At 60.2% G+C, this 17,691-nt stretch carries 11 protein-coding genes and 1 riboswitch; of the genes, 3 read left to right on the plus strand and 8 right to left on the minus strand.

Annotation, left to right across the window (positions count from 1 at the left end):
* Positions 1–108: 108 nt before the first annotated feature.
* Positions 109–365, minus strand: a riboswitch (cobalamin riboswitch).
* A gap of 213 nt (positions 366–578) precedes the next feature.
* Positions 579–1,451: an EamA family transporter gene (locus ACWWD9_RS08670; protein ID WP_455866793.1), complete on the plus strand. Its 873-nt coding sequence runs from the start codon at positions 579–581 to the stop codon at positions 1,449–1,451.
* 88 nt (positions 1,452–1,539) lie between these two features.
* On the opposite strand, the gene metE is transcribed toward ACWWD9_RS08670, so the two are convergent.
* The gene (gene metE, locus ACWWD9_RS08675) at positions 1,540–3,840 is read right to left on the minus strand and encodes a 5-methyltetrahydropteroyltriglutamate--homocysteine S-methyltransferase (protein WP_455866794.1); all 2,301 of its coding nucleotides are present in this window, start codon (positions 3,838–3,840) and stop codon (positions 1,540–1,542) included.
* 98 nt (positions 3,841–3,938) lie between these two features.
* Between metE and ACWWD9_RS08680 the strand changes: the two genes are divergently transcribed.
* Positions 3,939–4,850: a LysR family transcriptional regulator gene (locus tag ACWWD9_RS08680; RefSeq protein ID WP_013441927.1), complete on the plus strand. Its 912-nt coding sequence runs from the start codon at positions 3,939–3,941 to the stop codon at positions 4,848–4,850.
* 192 nt (positions 4,851–5,042) lie between these two features.
* Entirely contained in the window at positions 5,043–5,270 is a 228-nt protein-coding gene (locus ACWWD9_RS08685) for a hypothetical protein (protein ID WP_238525864.1), read from the plus strand.
* A gap of 93 nt (positions 5,271–5,363) precedes the next feature.
* Here the strand turns inward: ACWWD9_RS08685 and ACWWD9_RS08690 are convergent, their stop codons facing one another.
* The 7 genes from ACWWD9_RS08690 to pbpC all read right to left on the minus strand — a co-directional run bounded on the left by ACWWD9_RS08690 (position 5,364) and on the right by pbpC (position 17,685).
* Entirely contained in the window at positions 5,364–6,308 is a 945-nt protein-coding gene (locus ACWWD9_RS08690; RefSeq protein ID WP_015829849.1) for an efflux RND transporter periplasmic adaptor subunit, read from the minus strand.
* A gap of 76 nt (positions 6,309–6,384) precedes the next feature.
* Positions 6,385–6,585, minus strand: a complete 201-nt coding sequence (locus ACWWD9_RS08695) for a DUF1656 domain-containing protein (RefSeq protein ID WP_015829848.1) — start codon at positions 6,583–6,585, stop codon at positions 6,385–6,387.
* Between the two features lie 2 nt (positions 6,586–6,587).
* Positions 6,588–8,858, minus strand: coding sequence for an FUSC family protein (locus tag ACWWD9_RS08700; RefSeq protein ID WP_455866795.1), 2,271 nt, complete (start codon positions 8,856–8,858; stop codon positions 6,588–6,590).
* The gene (locus tag ACWWD9_RS08705) at positions 8,855–10,426 is read right to left on the minus strand and encodes an efflux transporter outer membrane subunit (RefSeq protein ID WP_455866796.1); all 1,572 of its coding nucleotides are present in this window, start codon (positions 10,424–10,426) and stop codon (positions 8,855–8,857) included. Before ACWWD9_RS08705 ends, ACWWD9_RS08700 begins: the two co-directional genes overlap by 4 nt.
* A 71-nt stretch (positions 10,427–10,497) precedes the next feature.
* Entirely contained in the window at positions 10,498–11,001 is a 504-nt protein-coding gene (locus ACWWD9_RS08710; RefSeq protein WP_159355819.1) for a MarR family winged helix-turn-helix transcriptional regulator, read from the minus strand.
* Positions 11,002–11,223: 222 nt separating this feature from the next.
* Positions 11,224–15,261, minus strand: coding sequence for an ATP-dependent RNA helicase HrpA (hrpA, locus tag ACWWD9_RS08715; protein ID WP_455866797.1), 4,038 nt, complete (start codon positions 15,259–15,261; stop codon positions 11,224–11,226).
* 54 nt (positions 15,262–15,315) lie between these two features.
* A complete protein-coding gene (gene pbpC / locus ACWWD9_RS08720; RefSeq protein WP_455866798.1) occupies positions 15,316–17,685 on the minus strand; it encodes a penicillin-binding protein 1C in 2,370 nt (789 codons plus the stop codon).
* Positions 17,686–17,691 lie beyond the last annotated feature (6 nt).

Raw genomic sequence — 17,691 nt, forward strand, 5'->3', positions numbered from 1 at the left:
GACGTACGCAGGCGCAATGACATTGCATTGCCGCTGTACATCCACCACCAGGACCAGCAAGGGAGAAGGCGCAAACCTTCCATCTGCCGAGGACACCCCGCCTCAAACGCGTTGAAAAAATCCACGGCAGGTCTCCTGGCTCCCGGCCTTACGCTTGGCGCCTTCCCGAACCCCGGCAGGTTCAGTGGCTTCAGATGCCTTGCGCTACCAGACTGACATGACGTCAGCCCGATGGCTGGTTACAGTTGCGGGGGCAGCCCCGGCGTTGCATATCGGCGAGAAATATTCTGCAGACACACGCACCGGATTCCCTTTTAACTCGCGGTTTGAATCAAACCTTGAGGACCGTAGTGCTGGCAATGTAACACAATAGGGAGTGGTATCGTCAACAGGGAAATACAAAATATGGGCATAACGCCCTATGTACTCTGTGCGGAATCAAGCTATCGCCGCAAGCTAAAACGCCTGATGGCGCAGGCCCGGGCGACAAATATTTCAATCGCATGACATCCGCCCGCATAATGTCGGTTGTTGCCCTCCCCGGCATTTCATCCCCCAAAAAAAGAAAGTTGTTGTTCGTGGAAATCGCGTTCGTATTTGGCAGGCTGGTGTTTTCCATCCTCGCCAATGTCTATCAGAAAAAACTGTCGCAGCATCCGCTGCACCCCTTCTTCATGGTGGCGACCAGCTATGTGGTGCTGAGCGTGCTGGCGCTGCCGTTGGTGCCTGTGGTGCATGCCGTCGCTCTGCCGCAGGCGTTCTGGGTGAATGTCTTGCTGGCAGCCGTGCTGGATGTGGGTGGCTGGATGTTCATGGTGATGTCGCTCGCCAAAACCGATCTGTCGGTGTTTGGGCCGCTGAATGCTTACAAGGTGGTGATTTCCATGCTGCTCGCCATTGTGTTTCTGGGCGAGGTGCCTACCCTGCAGGGCTTTGCAGGCGTGGCCATCATTGTGGTGGGCAGTTTCTTTCTGATGCCTGCCAACGGTCAGCGCGAGGCCAACCGCATGCTGCTGTTGCTGAAGGAGCGCGGCGTGCAGGCGCGTTTTCTGTCCATATTGCTGTTTTCCATCGGCACGCTGTTCCTGAAAAACGCGGTGACGGATGGCGGGCCGCTGGCCACGCTGGTGTTCTGGTCGCTGCTGGGCTTGCCGCTGGTGATGCTGGCGAATCTGCTGTTTATACCCGCCAGTGTTAAAGAAAGCACCAAAACCTCGCTGTCGCATTTGCCCACGATTGCCAGCATAGGCGTCATGATTTTCATCATGCAGTACTGCACGCTGGTGCTGCTGTCGCACATGCTGGTGGCGTACACGCTGGCGCTGTTTCAGATGAGCATGGTGTTGCAGGTGCTGGTGGGCTATCAGGTGTTCAAGGAAAAAGACATTCTGCGCAAGCTGATCGCCGCCATCGTCATGATGCTGGGTAGCCTGCTGGTGATTAGCGCCTGACCAAGCCGGGCATTAAAAATGCCAACGGCCCACGCATGCATTGATACGTGGGCCGCTGGCAAGGGTTACACGAGCGATAATCCCGAGATCACGCCGCCTTGTGATTGAGCTTCTCGTGGCGGAGCTGACGTGCCGCGGCGACCATGTGTTGCAGGGCGGCAATGGTTTCCGGCCAGCCGCGGGTTTTAAGGCCGCAATCCGGATTCACCCACAAGCGCTCTACCGGGATCACCTCAATCGCACGCTTCAGCAAGGCGGTCATGGCATCCACACTCGGCACCCGCGGCGAGTGGATGTCATACACGCCGGGGCCGATGTCGTTGGGGTAATCAAACTCGCCAAAGCCATCCAGCAGCTCCATCGCCGAGCGCGACGTCTCAATGGTAATCACGTCGGCATCCATCGCGGCAATCGACGGCAGAATGTCGTTGAACTCCGAATAGCACATGTGGGTGTGTATCTGCGTACTGTCTTCCGCCACGCTGGCCGATAGCTTGAATGCCCGCACCGCGCATGCCAGATACTGCTCCCACTTGGCCTGCTGCAAAGGCAGCCCTTCGCGGAAGGCCGGCTCGTCAATCTGGATAATGGCAATGCCGGCCTGTTGCAGATCGGCCACTTCATCGCGTATCGCCAGCGCCAGTTGCAAGGCGGTGGTTTCGCGCGGCTGGTCATCGCGCACAAACGACCATTGCAGCATGGTCACCGGGCCTGTAAGCATGCCCTTGACCGGCTTGCTGGTGAGCGACTGCGCATAGCGGGCCTCCGCCACGGTCATCGCCAGCGGGCGGTGCACATCGCCATAGATAATCGGCGGCTTGACGCAGCGCGAGCCGTAACTCTGCACCCAGCCGTATTGGCTGAAGACATAACCTGCCAGCTGCTCGCCGAAATATTCCACCATGTCGTTGCGCTCGGCTTCGCCGTGCACCAGCACATCCAGATCCAGCGCCAGCTGCTGCTCAATGGCATGGCGGATGTTCTGCTGCATGGCCAGCGTGTAATCCTCCGCACTCAGATCGCCCCGGCGAAACGCCGCCCGGCTGGCGCGTATATCTGCGGTCTGCGGAAAAGAGCCTATGGTGGTAGTCGGCAGCAAAGGCAGCCGCAAGCGCTTTTGCTGCGCCAGGCGCCGCTCGGCAAACGGGCTGCTGCGCTCGGCGGATAACTGCGGCAGATGCTGCAAGCGCTGCTGCACACTCTCGTTATGCACACGTGGCGATGCGCCACGAGAAGCGATGGCCTTGCGTGCGGCCTGAAACTCGGCAGCCACACTATCCACCCCATGATTCAGCGCCTGCTGCAATAGCTGCAACTCACGTAGTTTTTCATCGGCAAACGCCAGCCAGGAGCGTATTTCTGCGTCCATAGACGACTCCTGCACCAGCGAGACTGGCACATGCAATAGCGAGCACGATGGCGCGATCCACAAGCGATCCCCCAGCTGCTGCGCGACCGGCTGCAACAGCTGCAAGGTCTTGTCGAGATCATTGCGCCAGACATTGCGGCCATCCACTACCCCGGCGGAAAGCACCCAGTGACTGGGCAAGGCCGCCAGCCAGGCGGCGAGCTGTTCCGGCGCCCGCACCAGGTCGATATGCAGACCATCCACTGGCAAAGCCGTTACCGCACCCACATAGCGCGCCACGCTTTCAAAATATGTCGTCAGCAGCAGCTTGGGCCTGTGGTCGCGGATGCGGGCATAGGCATCGGCAAACGCCGCCAGCCAGCGCGCATCGAGGTCCAGCGCCAGCACGGGTTCATCGATCTGCACCCAGGCAATGCCGCGCAGCTTGAGCTCGCTCAGCAAAGCGGCATATTGCGCGCACAAGGCTGGCAGCAGGCTCAGGCGGTCAAACCCGGCATCGCGGCTCTTGCCCAGATACAGCCAAGACACCGGGCCCAGCAATACCGGCTTGAGCTCGGCGCCGGTGGTCAGTGCCTGGTCTATCTGCAGCAGAAACCCATGAGCGTTGATGGAAAATTCGGTCTCCGCGCTCAGCTCCGGCACCAGGTAGTGGTAGTTGGTATCAAACCACTTGGTCATCTCCAGCGCGGGTTGCTCGGCATTGCCGCGCGCCATGGCAAAGTAGTCCTGCGCCTGCAATGGCCGCCCGGCAAAGCCAAAGCGCGGCGGCGTGGCGCCAAACAGCACGGTGTGGTCCAGCACATGGTCGTAGCATGAAAAATCATTGACGCTGATAAAGGCCAGGCCGGCGTCTATCTGCTTTTGCCAATGCGTCTCGCGCAGCTGGCGCGCGGTTTGCTCCAGCGCGGCTTCATGGCGGGCTTCTTCGCCGGGCGCGCTTTTCCAGAACGCCTCCAGCGCGACTTTCAGTTCACGGTTGGCCCCGACGCGCGGGTACCCCAGGATATGGGCTTTGATCATGACAACTCACCTCTCAATAACGAAGGCCGCAGTTTGCGTGCTATCATCGAATTAATAAAGCGAGTTTTTTTCCATTAAACTTGAATTAAATTCATATCATGATCGAAATCCGACATCTCAAATCCTTCAAGGCCATTGCCGAAAGCGGCAAGCTGGCGCTGGCCGCCGAGCGCGTTTATCTCACGCAATCGGCGCTCTCGCACCAGATACGCTCGGTGGAGCAGTATTACCAGATCACGCTGTTTCAGCGCACCGCGCATGGCTTGCGCTTTACGCCCGCGGGCGAACGCCTGCTCAAGCTGGCGGATATCGTGCTGGAAGCCACGGCGCAGGCGGAGCGCGATCTGGAGCGGCTGAAGTCCGACCAATCCGGCGAACTGCGCATTGTGCTGGAATGCCACACCTGCTTTGACTGGCTGACGCCGGTGATGGATGCCTTTAGACGTGCCTGGCCGGAGGTGGAGCTGGACCTGGTGGCCGGGTTTCATAGCGATCCCTGGAGCCTGATCAAGGAAGGCAAGGCGGATTTTGTCATTGGCGGCCTGCCGGGCAAGATGAAGATGCTGCAGCATGTGCCGCTTTTCACCTTTGAAATCATGGCGGTATTGCCGACAGACCATCCCCTGCACACCCGCCCTTTTTTGCAGGCCGAGGATTTCAGCGGCAGCACGCTGATCACCTACCCAGTGCCGGAAGAACGCATCGACCTGATACGCGAAGTCCTGCATCCGGCCAATGTGGCGTTTGATCGCCGCACGGCCGAGCTGACTGTCGCCATCATGCAGCTGGTGGCGAGCCGTCGCGGGCTGGCAGCGCTGCCCAGCTGGGGCATACAGAGCTATCTGGAGCACGAGTATGTCATCGCCAAACCGATCACGCGCAAAGGGCTGTGGTCGGAGCTTTACGCCACCGGCAATACCGAAATCATGGCGCGGCCTTATGCGGTGGATCTGGTGCGGATTATCCGCGAAACCTGCCTGGATACGCTGGCAGGCATACGTTTGCTGTGAAACAAACGATTGATTTAATTTAACTAATTAATGCAATCTTAATAATGCAAATGGCAATTTGACCGAACTTAAGCCAAAAGATGGGGTTCTAACCCTGACAAGCAAGCCTGAATGAAAATGACCAAAGGAGAATAATCAATGATGAAATCATGGCCGAGTTCCCTTATTACCATTGCAATGACCGCTGCATTAATGACTGCCTGCTCAAAACCCGAGCCGGCGACCCCGGAAACCGCAGAAGCGCCTGCAGCCACCACCCCGCCACCTGCTGCCGCCCCTGAGAGTGCACCTGCTGCTCCTGCGGCATCAGGCAAGGCAGAACCCGGTGGCTATGTGCCCGCTGAACACGAGAAGGTCGCCCCCGCTCCGGAAGGCACCGAGCCTCACACCGCCGCACCAGACGAGACCAAGACTGAATAAACCTGGGCTCGTGACATAATTTTTTATGTCATCTGGCTGTGAGCAAGCTGCCCCGTGGGTGACCAGGCATTGTGCTGGTCACCCACGTTGCTTTTAGCTTTTTACTTTGGCCGAAGGTCTGGCGCCAGACTGCGTGACTGGTGACCGTGCGACTTTAGAATCTAAGACCAGAGAAGGTTTGACCACCACCGAACACGTCATCCCTGCCACCAGGGTTAAATTCCTGGGTAACTCATCCAGCTGTATCCGCACCGGCACCCGTTGCGACAGGCGCACCCAGTTGAAACTGGGGTTCACATTCGCCAGCAGCCGCACATCGGTGGGGTTGTCGCGGTCGGTAATGCCCATGGCAATGCTTTCCACATGTCCTTGCAGGCGGCGGCCGGTGCCCAGCAACTGGATCTCGGCGGCATCGCCCACATGCACCAGCGGCAGCTTGTGCTCTTCAAAATAGCCGTATACCCAGAACGAATGCTGATCAATGATGGCCAGCTTGGCCGCGCCCACCTGGGCATAATCGCCCGGACGTACCAGCAGGTTGGACACCCAGCCATCCACGGGGGAGCGCACGGTGCTGCGCGTGAGGTCGAGCTGGGCTTTTTCCAGGGTAACCAGCGCAGCCTCGTAGTCGGCTTTGGCGGCCACGGCGCCGAGGTCGGTGTCTTCGCGGTTTTCGCGAGAAATCACTTCATCATCCAGGCTGGCACGGCGCTGTGCCTGATTGCGCTTCATCTGCAGCGCCGCCTTGCGTTGATTCACGATGGCATTGGCTTCGGCCACGGCATGGCGAAAATGCTCAGGATCAATCTGGAACAGCACATCGCCACGATGCACAAACTGGTTATCGCGCACCGCCACCTTCATCACCAGCCCGGCCACATCCGGCGCGATATTCACCACATCGGCCCGTACCCGGCCATCGCGTGTCCAGGGCGAATCCATGTAGCGCACCCACAGCTTTTGGGCGAGAAAGACCGCAGCGGCAGCAAGGGCCAGCGTGATCAGTATCCTGAACAGGCGTTTCAGATAAAATTTCATGGCAAGTTTCCTTCACAAATTCTGCGCGTGATTTCCAAGGCATTAACACCATCGCGCTTCACATTTCCTGCGTTCATCACTGGTAAATCCACAGCCCCAGGCCCGCAAACAGACAACCGAACACCGACAAGCGAAACAGCGCGGGGTACCAGACCAGACGATAAGCGCCGAGCCAGGCAAACATACGGTCCAGCACCAGGGTGCCAACCGCCGCTGCAATAAATGCCAGCAGCAAGGTGGGCACCAGGGCATCGAGCAAGGCAAATTCACGTGGCATGATCAGCGTCCTCCCGCGGGGCTGGTACTCGCAGACATGCTGGGGCCGAACGCCAGTACCGAGGCTTCATCCAGCAGCGTGCTGTGTACAAAATGCAGCGTGGTCAGCAACTGGTGGCGCACATGCAGCGGCATCTCGCTGGCGGCAGTGGGAGCAGCCAGTGCCAGCGCCTGATCAATAGCCCCTGCTGCGTGCGCAATGGCGGCCTTGCCCGGCGCCTCGTAAAGGCTGGCAATCTGCGCAATGGCGTGTTGCAGGGCGCGGGCCATTTCGGCTGGCACATGCGGCAACTGCTCGCGCAGAGCGATCACGGCATGGCCAACCTCCAGCGCTGAAAACAGCCATTCAACCACCACCTGATCCTGCGCCTCGCCTACCCGTTGCACGCTGCCGGAGCGTTGCACCAGATCCCGCGCGCTGGCTTCAAAGCGGGCACGCCGCAGCGGGGTGGACTCGCGGCAGGCAGCCACTACCAGGTTGCGCAAGGCATTGGATACGCGCTGCCGGGACCAGGCGCTGCCGCTGAGGTCGATCAGGCCATACATGGTGCCCGAGACCAGAATCGCCAGCAGATCGGCCACCGCATCGTTAAGAAAAGTCACCGGACTGGCGCTGAAAACGGTGTTGAAGCCGATGTGCAACAGGTAAACCACGGAAGCCCCTGCCCCGATAAACGCGGTAGCAGGCCTGGAACCCAGCCAGCTGGCAAGCAGGATGCCGGGGCTGATGGCAATGATCAGCGTCCAGAAATCATGCGCCTGGGTAAGCCACCAGAAATTGCTGAGATAGGCGAGCACAGTGCCGATGACCGCGCCCGCCATGAAGTGGCGTATGGTTTTGCTGGGCGAAGGACTGTTCGCAAACAGCGTGCTGGTGATGACGCCGATGGTGATGGCCTCTATGCCCGAGCGCCAGTCGGTGAATATCCAGAGCCCGGCCAGTATCAGCAGCGTGATACTGCCGCGCAGCGCGGCCAGCGCCACCGCCAGTGAATCAAAGTGCATCTCCAGTTGGGCAGGCAGCTCGTCTGCATGTCCCTGATCGGGCGCACTGCCGGTGGCAATCGAACCATAGGTGCGGCTATACACATACAGCTCTTCGGCTAGCCGCAGCAGATAGGCGGCCCCGGTATCAAAATCCAGCAGGTCCCTGGTTTGTAATGTGGCTGGCAAGCGATGGCGGGCTGCTTGCAGGCGCAGGCTGAAGTCTTCACGGAAGGCTTTCAGCTTCTGCACAATCGCCAGGGTTTCCTGCTCGGTCTGCGCGCTGCGGTGTTGCACAGTCACCGCGTCTGCCAGCCATTGATACAGCTGCAGCAGGGCCTCGCGCACCTCGGCACGGCTGTTGTTGCGTTGCCGCTGCAACAGCCGACTGAAGGCATGGAAGGTCGTGGAGACTTCCATGAATTCCTTGTTCAGATGACTCAGGCGGTGGCGGTGCCCACGCGATTCATCCGTCTCCAGGCCTGAAGAAGCACGAAAGGATTCCAGACTGAAGATGTCGCCAATGAATCGCAGCATGTGGGCCTGCAAGGTGGCATGTGCCACACCCTCCCGCGCGCTGATGCGCAGCAGGTCGCAAAAGTCGGTGTAGCGCCGACGCACGGTCTGCAGGGTCACATTCCACATGCGTTGCGGAAATACGAGATCACTCACCACCGTGGCGCACAGCAGGCCCACCAGGATTTCGGACAGGCGGGTAACGCCGATATTGAAGGTCAGCTCGGGCGCCAGCGTGGCGGGCAGGCCGACAATGCACAAGGTGTAGCCCGCCAGCACAAAGGCATAAGACTGGTGATTGCGAAAGATGACCGAGCCCGCCGTGCACAGGCCTATCCAGATCGTCATGCACAGCAGAAAAAGCACCCGCTCCTGCGCAAACATGGCGACCAGCAGGAAGGACGCGATAATGCCGAAGATAGTGCCGATCAGCCGGTAATAGCTTTTGGTCAGCACCATGCCGGAGCGAAACTGCATGACGATCGCCACCGTCAGCAGCGCCGTGCGCGGCTGGTCAAACTCCAGGCGCAACGATATCCACACCGCCAGCACACTTGCCAGCAGCACCTTGAATACATAAGCGATGATGGGGGCATCCAGCTTCCACCATTCGCGTGCGCCCAGCGTAGCACCCATGCCCAGCGCGCGTGCCAGTGTCGATATGCCATGTGCCAGACTGCAGGCATAGCGCGCGCAGGCCAGTGCGCACAGGCGTAACTGCACGCGGGTGCGCAGCAAAGGCCGCCTCATGCTGGCGAGTGACCAGGCGTTCATGGTGTGCTCCCTGCCCTGGCGTGTTTCGTGGTATCGGCATGGGAGCTGCTGGCATCGGAGACCGCCTGGCTGGCCTTTTCGTCATTCAGCCCGCCACCCAGCGCCAGCATCAGGCCGGCATGGGCATCCAGCTTGTCGGCTTCCAGTTGCAGCATGGCTTCGCGTTGCGTCAGCACCACCTCATGCGTTGCCAGCACGTGCTCATAATTGGTGAGGCCAGCCTTGTAATGCCTGAGGGCGAGCGCATGGGCTTTTTCAGCCGTGGCCAGCGCTTCCTCGGCATTCTTGATCTCGCGCGCATTGGCATTCAGCAGCACCAGCTGGTTCGAGATGCTTTCCAGCGCTTTCAGCACAGTGGCGTTGTAATGCTCCACGGCCATGTCGTAGCTGGCGGTTTGCGCGCTAAGGTTGGCACGGCGACGGCCGCCATCAAAAATTGGCAGCGAAATGGCCGGGCCCACGCCGGCAATGGCGGCGGCATTGGTGAACAGCTTGCCGAAGCCCAGCGCCTGAAAACCAGCGAATGCCAGCAGATTGATATTGGGGTAAAAATTGGCCTTGGCGCTGGCGATGTATTCACGCGAGGCCTCAATGCGCCAGCGGCTTGCCAGAATATCCGGACGGCGACCAATCAGGTTGGCAGGCAGCTGGTCGGGCAGGCCGATGGCGGCGTCATAGTGCAAGACGGGGCGCTGGATATGTTCACCGGCACCGGGGCCCTGACCAGACAAGGCGGCCAGCTGGTTCTGGATCAGGGCAATGCGTGCCTCAATCTGCTGCACTTTCATGCGCGCCATGGGCAATGGCACTTCGGTTTCGGTGACGGCCAGCTCCGTGGTCAGACCCGCCGACAGCGCCCGGCGGGCAATCGCCACACGGTGCTCCACTTCACGCACATGCTCTTCGGCAATATCGCGCAGCTGGTACTCAAAGCCCAGGCGGATATAGCTCCTCACCACGGCATTCACGAGCTCAAGCTGCACCTGTTGCGTCTCGGCTGCCGACGCATGAGTTTCGTCCAGCGCCGCCGCCCACATGCCCTTCTGTTTGCCCCACAAATCCAGGTCGTAAGCCAGCGATACGGTGGCGCGGTTGTTCCAGTCGGTATGCCCGGCCCAGGGCGCAGGAATGAATTGCAGCTCGGTAAAGCGCTCGCGCGTCATGGTGGTGTCGCCACTCAGGGTAGGCAAGGTCTGCGCGTGCATGCTGTCGGCATACGCCTGTGCCAGCCCTATGCGGGCCTGCGCCGCTTTGAGATCGGGGTTATCGGCAATGGTTCTGGTGACCAGCGCATCCAGCTGGGCATCGTGATAGTCCTGCCACCACGCGGCATTCGGCCATTCAATGCTGGCGGCGCTGATGGCGCTATTGCCGAGATCAAGCTGGTTGGCTTGCACGGTCGTGGCCTGCGGAGTAATGCCGCGCATGCTGACACAGCCAGGCAGTGAGATAAGGCTGCATGCGAGCAACACGGCAAACAGCCGCCGGTATGGCAATGGCTGGCCGTTAACGGCGGCATCAGGGTGCGCTATGGCATGCGCATTTAGCGGTGTTGAGTCAGGCAGCATAGCAGTGAATTAAAAATATGGAACCATAAAGTATGGATTCAAACTAAATGTTCAAAAAAAATGAAAGCAGCTTATTTCATGACATCCACATGCTCGGCCAGGGTTCTGGCATGCGAGATCAGGACATCGCGTTCCGACTTGCTCAGGACATCCATTAAGAGCTTCACCTTGTCTATGTAGTCCGGCATCACTTCGTCCAGCTTTTGCAGGCCAGCCGCACTCAGGCGTATCAGGAATTTGCGCCTGTCATCGTTATTGATCAGCCGCGTGACCAGGCCTTCCCGCTCCAAGCCGTCAATAAAGCCTGTCATGGTGCCTTTGGTGACACCGGCCTTCTCAGCCAGGTCCGAAGGCGATGAAGTGAAGTCTTCCTGACGCATGAGCAATACCAGCACCCACCAGCGGCCTTGCAGCAGATCATGCTTGCCCAGCAACTTGTCCAGCGCATCGGAAATATCCGAAGCGGCCCGCAGCAAGGCGACAAAATCCGAGATGGCCGAAATGTCGGTTTGCGGGTAGCGCTGAACGAACCGTTCCAGGCTTTTGGAGGTAGGAAGTTCTTTGAGAAGTAACATGAGGCCATATTAGTATGGCTCCATATTAAATGCAATAAAAATCTTTTTGCTGCCGAATAATTGGCCGCGGTGAATGATGGCCTTGGCCGCATAAAGGCAATTCACGGGCTATGATGTAAGGAAAAACGGGCGCATGCACAAACCACTTACTTCATGCATAAGCTTTTGCGCCCATGCCTACCAAACTGGAGTCAGAGAGGCATGGGAACGACGGAGAGAAGCTCAGGAAAGATCAGCCCAGGCTTTGTCCAGACGTTTGACCGAGACCGGGAACGGCGTTTTCAGCTCTTGCGCAAACAGGGAAATACGCAGCTCCTCAATCAGCCAGCGATACTCCTGCAAAGCAGGCGGCACCGGCTGGCCGCTCTTGCGCAGGCTGACGACGCGCTCTTCCCAGCGCTGCCAGACCTGTTGCACCGCTTGCCCATTGCGCGTGTCGCGCTCGATGCCGCCGGGGTATTTCTCCAGCCGCAGGCGCAAGCCTTTGAGATAACGCGGCACATGCTGCAGGCGCTCCCATGGCGTCTGGCTGAAAAAGCGCTTGTACAACAGGCGCCCCAGCTGCTCTTCCACTTCTTTTTTGAGGCGTGCCATGGGGCCAGGCAAACTGCCCAGCTTTTGCATCAGCGGCTGGTATTCGGCGGCGATGGCGGCGGCCAGGCGACTGGCGCCCTCCACCACCGCGGGCAGCCGGGTACGGGCACGCTGCTTGAGATTCATGAAGTCGGCATTGCTGCGTGGCAAGTCGTCTTCGCCGATAAAGGCGCGGTCGGCAATCGCCGTCAGCATGTCGTCGCGCAGTTCGTCCGGCGTCATCAGGTTGCGCAGCAGCAAGGCGTATTGGGTAAAGCCCGGCAGGCCTTTCTCCAGCTGCTTCATCTGCTCTTTCAGCTCAAAGCGCATCAGGCGGCGCACGCCGGCACGGTGCGCATCCTCGGCCGCGGTGGGCGTATCAAACAGCTTGACCGCCACACTGTCCTGCTCGTCTTCTATCGCCGGGTAGCCGGTGAGCTGGCGACCATCGCGACTGAAGGTCAGGGTCTTGGGCAGATCGCCAAAGTCCCATTGCTTGAGCCCGCTCTTCTCAATAGAGGGCGAACTGCTGCGGAAAGTGAGCTGGGCAGCCTGCCCCAGCTGCTGCTTCAGCGCGGTCCAGTCGCGGCCCATGCCGAGCTCGCGGCCCTTCTCATCCACCACCCGGAAATTCATGTGCAAGTGCGCAGGCAATGCCTCCACATTCAGCTCATCGGCTGACATCTTGAGCCCGGTGCGCTGCTGGATGTAGGCAATGAGGGCGGGTATCAGGGGCGATGCGCCGATCTGCGCCTGCTCCAGAAAACCCGTCACAAACTCCGGCACCGGCACGCACACGCGGCGTAGCGTCTTGGGCAGGGCTTTGATCAGTGCAGTGAGTTTCTCGCGCAGCATGCCGGGCACCAGCCATTCGCTGGCGGTCGGGTCCAGCTGATTGAGCAGCGCCAGCGGCACGGTGGCGGTCACCCCATCCAGCGGATGCCCGGGTTCAAAGCGGTATTTAAGCGCGATCTCGGTACCATCCAGCAGCATGGTTTCAGGGAACTGCGCTTCGGTGACGCCAGCCGCGCCATGGCGCATCAAGGCATCACGGGTCAGATAAAGCAGACGCGGATTTTCGCGCTCGGCCTCTTCGCGCCACTTTTCAAAGCCCGCACCATTGATGATGCCTGCGGGAATAATCGCGTCGTAAAACGCAAACAATGCGTGCTCATCCACCAGCACATCCTGGCGGCGCGCCTTGTGTTCCAGCTCCTCGATCTCGGCAATCAGGCGGCGGTTGGCCTCAAAAAACGGCGCGCGCGTGTCGAATTCCATATTCGCCAGCGCTTCGCGCACAAATATCTCGCGCGATTCCTGCGGGTTGATCGGCCCGTAATGCACACGCCGCTTGGGGATCACCGTCAGGCCATACAGGCTGACCCGTTCCCACGCCACCACCTGCGCTGGCTTGCGATCCCAGCGCGGATCGGTGTAATGGCTTTGCGTCAGGCTGCGCGCCAACGGCTCTATCCAGTCCGGCTCGATTTTGGCGACGCAACGCGCATACAGCTTGGTGGTTTCCATCAGCTCGGCGGCCATCACCCACTTGGGGCGCTGCTTTTTCAGGGCCGAACCGGGGGCGATATTGAAACGTATGCCACGCGCACCCTGATAGCTTTCCGATTCGCCGTCCTTGAAGCCGATATTGCCCAGCAGGCCAGACAGCAGCGCCCGGTGTATCTGCTCGTAGGAGGCTTCTTTGTCGTTGAGCTTGAACTCCATGTCTTCGGCGATTTCCAGCAGCTGGAAATACAGCTCGCGCCATTCCTTCATGCGCAGGAAAGACAGGAAATTCTGATGGCATTTGCCCAAAAGCTCCTTGTTGGATTTCTTGGTTTTCAGCGCCTCATCGTAAAACGCCCACAGCTTGAGGAAGCTCATGAAATCGGACTGCTCGCCAGCAAACTTGGCGTGCGCCTGATCGGCGGCTTCGCGCTTGTCCATGGGCCGTTCGCGCGGGTCCTGTATCGCCAGCGCACTGGCGATGATCAGCATCTCCTGCAAACAGCTTTCCTTTTTGGCGGCCAGGATCATGCGGCCCACACGCGGGTCCAGCGGCAGGCGCGCCAGCTGGTTGCCCAGCTCGGTAATCTGCCGGTCGGCATCCACCGCACCCAGCTCCTGCAACAGCAGGTAGCCATCAGCAATCAGGCGTGAACTCGGCGCCTCGATAAACGGAAAGTCATTCACATCGCCCAGCCGCAAAGCAGCCATGCGCAGGATCACCGAGGCCAGTGAGGAGCGCAGAATCTCGGGGTCGGTAAACTCGGAACGGTTATTGAAATCCTCTTCGTCGTACAGGCGTACGCAGATACCACTCGACACCCGGCCGCAACGCCCTGCGCGCTGGCGTGCCGCTGCCTGCGAGATTTTCTCGATCTGCAGTTGCTCGACCTTGGCGCGCGCGCTGTAACGGTTGACCCGCGCCAGGCCGGTATCGATCACGTATTTGATACCGGGCACGGTAAGCGAAGTTTCGGCCACATTGGTCGCCAGCACGATACGGCGCGTGCCGCCGGAACGGAAAATCTTCTGCTGGTCTTCAATCGACAGCCGGGCAAACAGCGGCAGGATTTCCACATGCTTAAGCTTGGGCGAGCGGCCCTGGTATTTGCGCAGATGGTCGGCGGTATCGCGGATCTCGCGCTCGCCGGGCAGGAAAACCAGAATATCGCCCTCGCCCAGCCGCATCAGGTCATCGGCCACATCCAGAATCGCTTCTTCCATGGCTTCTTCGGCATCGTCTTCTTCCAGCCAGCGCGATTCCACGCGCGGCTTGCGCTTGATGCCCATGAGGTCCTGCCCCAGCAGTTCCAGATCGTCTTCATCTTCAAGCTCGGGGGGATTTTCCTTGGCACTGAATCCGGCCTTGCCCAGCGGGCGGTAGCGGATTTCCACCGGATAGGTACGGCCGGAGACTTCAATCACCGGCGCGCCCTCAAAGTGGCGCGAGAAGCGGTCGGCATCAATGGTGGCCGAGGTGACAATGACTTTGAGGTCAGGACGCTTGGGCAATAATTGCTTGAGATAGCCCAGCAAGAAATCGATATTCAGGCTGCGTTCGTGCGCCTCATCGATGATGATGGTGTCGTAGGCATTGAGAAAGCGGTCGCCCTGCGTCTCTGCCAGCAAAATACCGTCCGTCATCAGCTTGATATAGCTGCTTTCGGAGAGCTTGTCGTTGAAGCGTACCTTGTAACCCACCGCCTGGCCCAGCGGCGAATTCAGCTCCTGCGCAATGCGCGAGGCCACCGAACGGGCGGCAATGCGGCGCGGCTGGGTATGACCGATGAGACCGCTGACGCCGCGGCCCAGCTCCAGGCAAATCTTGGGCAGCTGGGTGGTTTTACCGGAGCCGGTTTCGCCGCAAACGATCACCACCTGATGTTTCTGTATGGCAGCGGCAATATCGTCCTTTTTGCCGGAAACCGGCAGCTCGGCGGGATAATCCGGCTTGGGTAACCCCGCTTTGCGCGCCTGCAGGCGCGCGACGGAATCGCGCACGCGATTGGCCAGCTCGGCCAGCAGTTTGTCAGGGGATTTCTGCTCAGGTTTCTGCTGATCCAGCTGTGCCCGCACCTGCTGCAAGCGCCGACGCAAAGGAAAACGGTCGGCCAGCATGCATTCCGGTAGCAGTTTCTCCAGCTGGCTAATGACGTGACGGGGGTTGGTGGTGGTATTCATGGCGGTGTTCATAGGTTGGCGCGATTTTAACATGCACGCCCGCTGCCCGGCCGCTCAAGATGGCCGCGCAGGTTTCGCATTCGGCCCGGGCATGGCCTCGCGCAGCATGGCGCCCCGCACTTCAAAGCGTGCCGACTCGCGCAACTTGCCACTGGCATCGTGCAGGCTCAGCACATGGCGACCGGGCATGGGAAACCACGCATAGCGCAGGTCTGTGGTCTGCGGGGTATGGGCGGGCGGTGCATGTTCACCTGCCAACTGGCGCGGCGATCCCAGCTTGACCGGCGCCACCCGTTTGCCATCCAGCCGCCAGTGCCAGCCTGCAGGCAAGGCAGGGGTTGCCTTGAACACCACCCGCTGCTGCGCGGGCGGAATTTCCGGGTCCAGCGCGATAATCGCGCCCTGGCCAGGGTAGGCAATGCTTACCAGCGAATTATCCGCCTGGGCACCCGGCTTATCCTGGCCCAGCTTGCTTGGGCGCATATCATCCCCATCATGGCTCGCCTGCACCAGGGCAAGCTCGGTGCCTTTCAAAAACCACTCCTGCCGGACCGGCTCAATCGCGGGTTGAAAGCGCACCTGTTGCTGCAGCAGCCCGGCTGGCGGCGTGCGCACGACTGGCGCCAGCAAGCGGCCATCGGGATGCCTATGCAGATAATCCATGACGGCACGCCAGACCGGCGCCGCACCGCTTACGCCAGAGACATCATGCATGGGCGCGCCATTGGCATTGCCCACCCACACGCCGACGGTATAGCGTGCCGTGTAGCCCACGCACCAGTTATCGCGCATGTCTTTGCTGGTGCCGGTTTTCACTGCGCTCCAGTAGCGCGTCGCCAGCGCTGAATCCATGCCGAAGGTATGCGCACGGGCATTGTTATCGGCCAGGATGTCACTCACCACATAACTCGCGGCGGGCGAAAACACTTGCATGGGCTTATCGGCCTTGCCTTTGCTGGCGGGGTTGGCCCATTGCATGCGCACCCCGCTGTAACGGCCCTGATTGGCCAGCGCCCGGTAGGCATTGGTGAGATCGAGCAGGCGCACATCAGCCGCGCCCAACGCCAGGCTGTAGCCGTAATAGTCCACCGACTCGGTCAGCGTGCTGAAACGCAATTGCTGCAGACGCGAAAAAAAACGGTCCGGCGTGATATGCAGCAGGCTGCGCACGGCGGGCACATTCAGCGAACTGCCTAGCGCGGTGCGCAGGCTGACCGGGCCCATGAACTGTTTATCGTAATTCTGCGGGATGTAATCGCCATTGCCGGTGCGTATGCGCACCGGGCTATCGTCCAGCAGCGAGGCGGCGGTCAGCGCCCGCATATCCAGCGCCGTGGCATATAAAAACGGCTTGAGCGTAGAGCCCGCCTGGCGCTGTGCCAGCACGCCATCCACCGCGGGCGCGGTCGACAGGGTATCGCTGGAGCCCACCCAGGCCAGCACTTCGCCTGTGCGATTATCCAGCACCAGCACCGCGCCATCCTGCACATTCTGGTTTTCCAGCTGCAGCAGGTTGGCACGTAATTGCCGGGCGGCGTATTGCTGCAAACGCATATCCAGCGTGCTGCTCAGGCGCTGACCCGGCTGCTGCAATAACTGCCGTGCCAGATGCGGCGCCAGATTGGGCATGGCAGGCTCAAATGGCGCCACCAGCTTGAGGCTGGCAAAGCCTTCGAGATCGGCGCAGGCACGTGCCTGCTGCATCTGCTTCAAAAGCTGGCAGGCACGTTCGGCCACACGGGCGGGTTTGGCATTGGGTGCGCGCAGCAGCACGGCAGCGATGGCGGCTTCGCGCGCATCCAGGGCCTCCGGGCCCTTGCCAAACAGGCCCTGGCTCATGGCGGCTACGCCTTGCAGCTCGCCACGAAACGGCACCAGGTTGAGATAGGCTTCGAGGATGTCGGATTTTTTCCAGGCATGGTCCAGTTGCAAGGCATCGGCCGATTGCCCGAGCTTTTGCACCAAGCTGCGGCGGCCGTGCACGGCATCCTGCTCCAGCAGACCTGCCAGCTGCATGGTGATGGTGCTGGCGCCGCGCGTGCGGCTATCCCACAGATTGCGCCAGCTGGCCGAGGCCACCGCCAGCCAGTCTATGCCCGCATGCTGGTAAAAGCGCTGGTCTTCGGAATACAGCAGCGCTTGCAGCAAGGCGGGCGACATGGCTTCCAGCGGTGTCCACTGCAACCGCCGCACCTGATGATCCAGCCGCAATTGCTGCAGCACCTGCCCATCACGCGCCAGCAGCCAGGCATCCGAAGCCCGGTATTGCGCCTTGACCTCGGCATAGCCGGGCACAGCCGCCGCCATACCCGGCAGCAGGCCAAGCAGCAAGCCTAGCGTCGCAAGCAGTGTCCGCTGGTGGATCTGTCGCTGCGGCTTTGTCTTTTGCCCGACCAGGTTGCGCATTGTCGCGGTCTGGGTCATGCGGCC

This window comes from Methylovorus sp. SPW-M1, assembly GCF_053848825.1.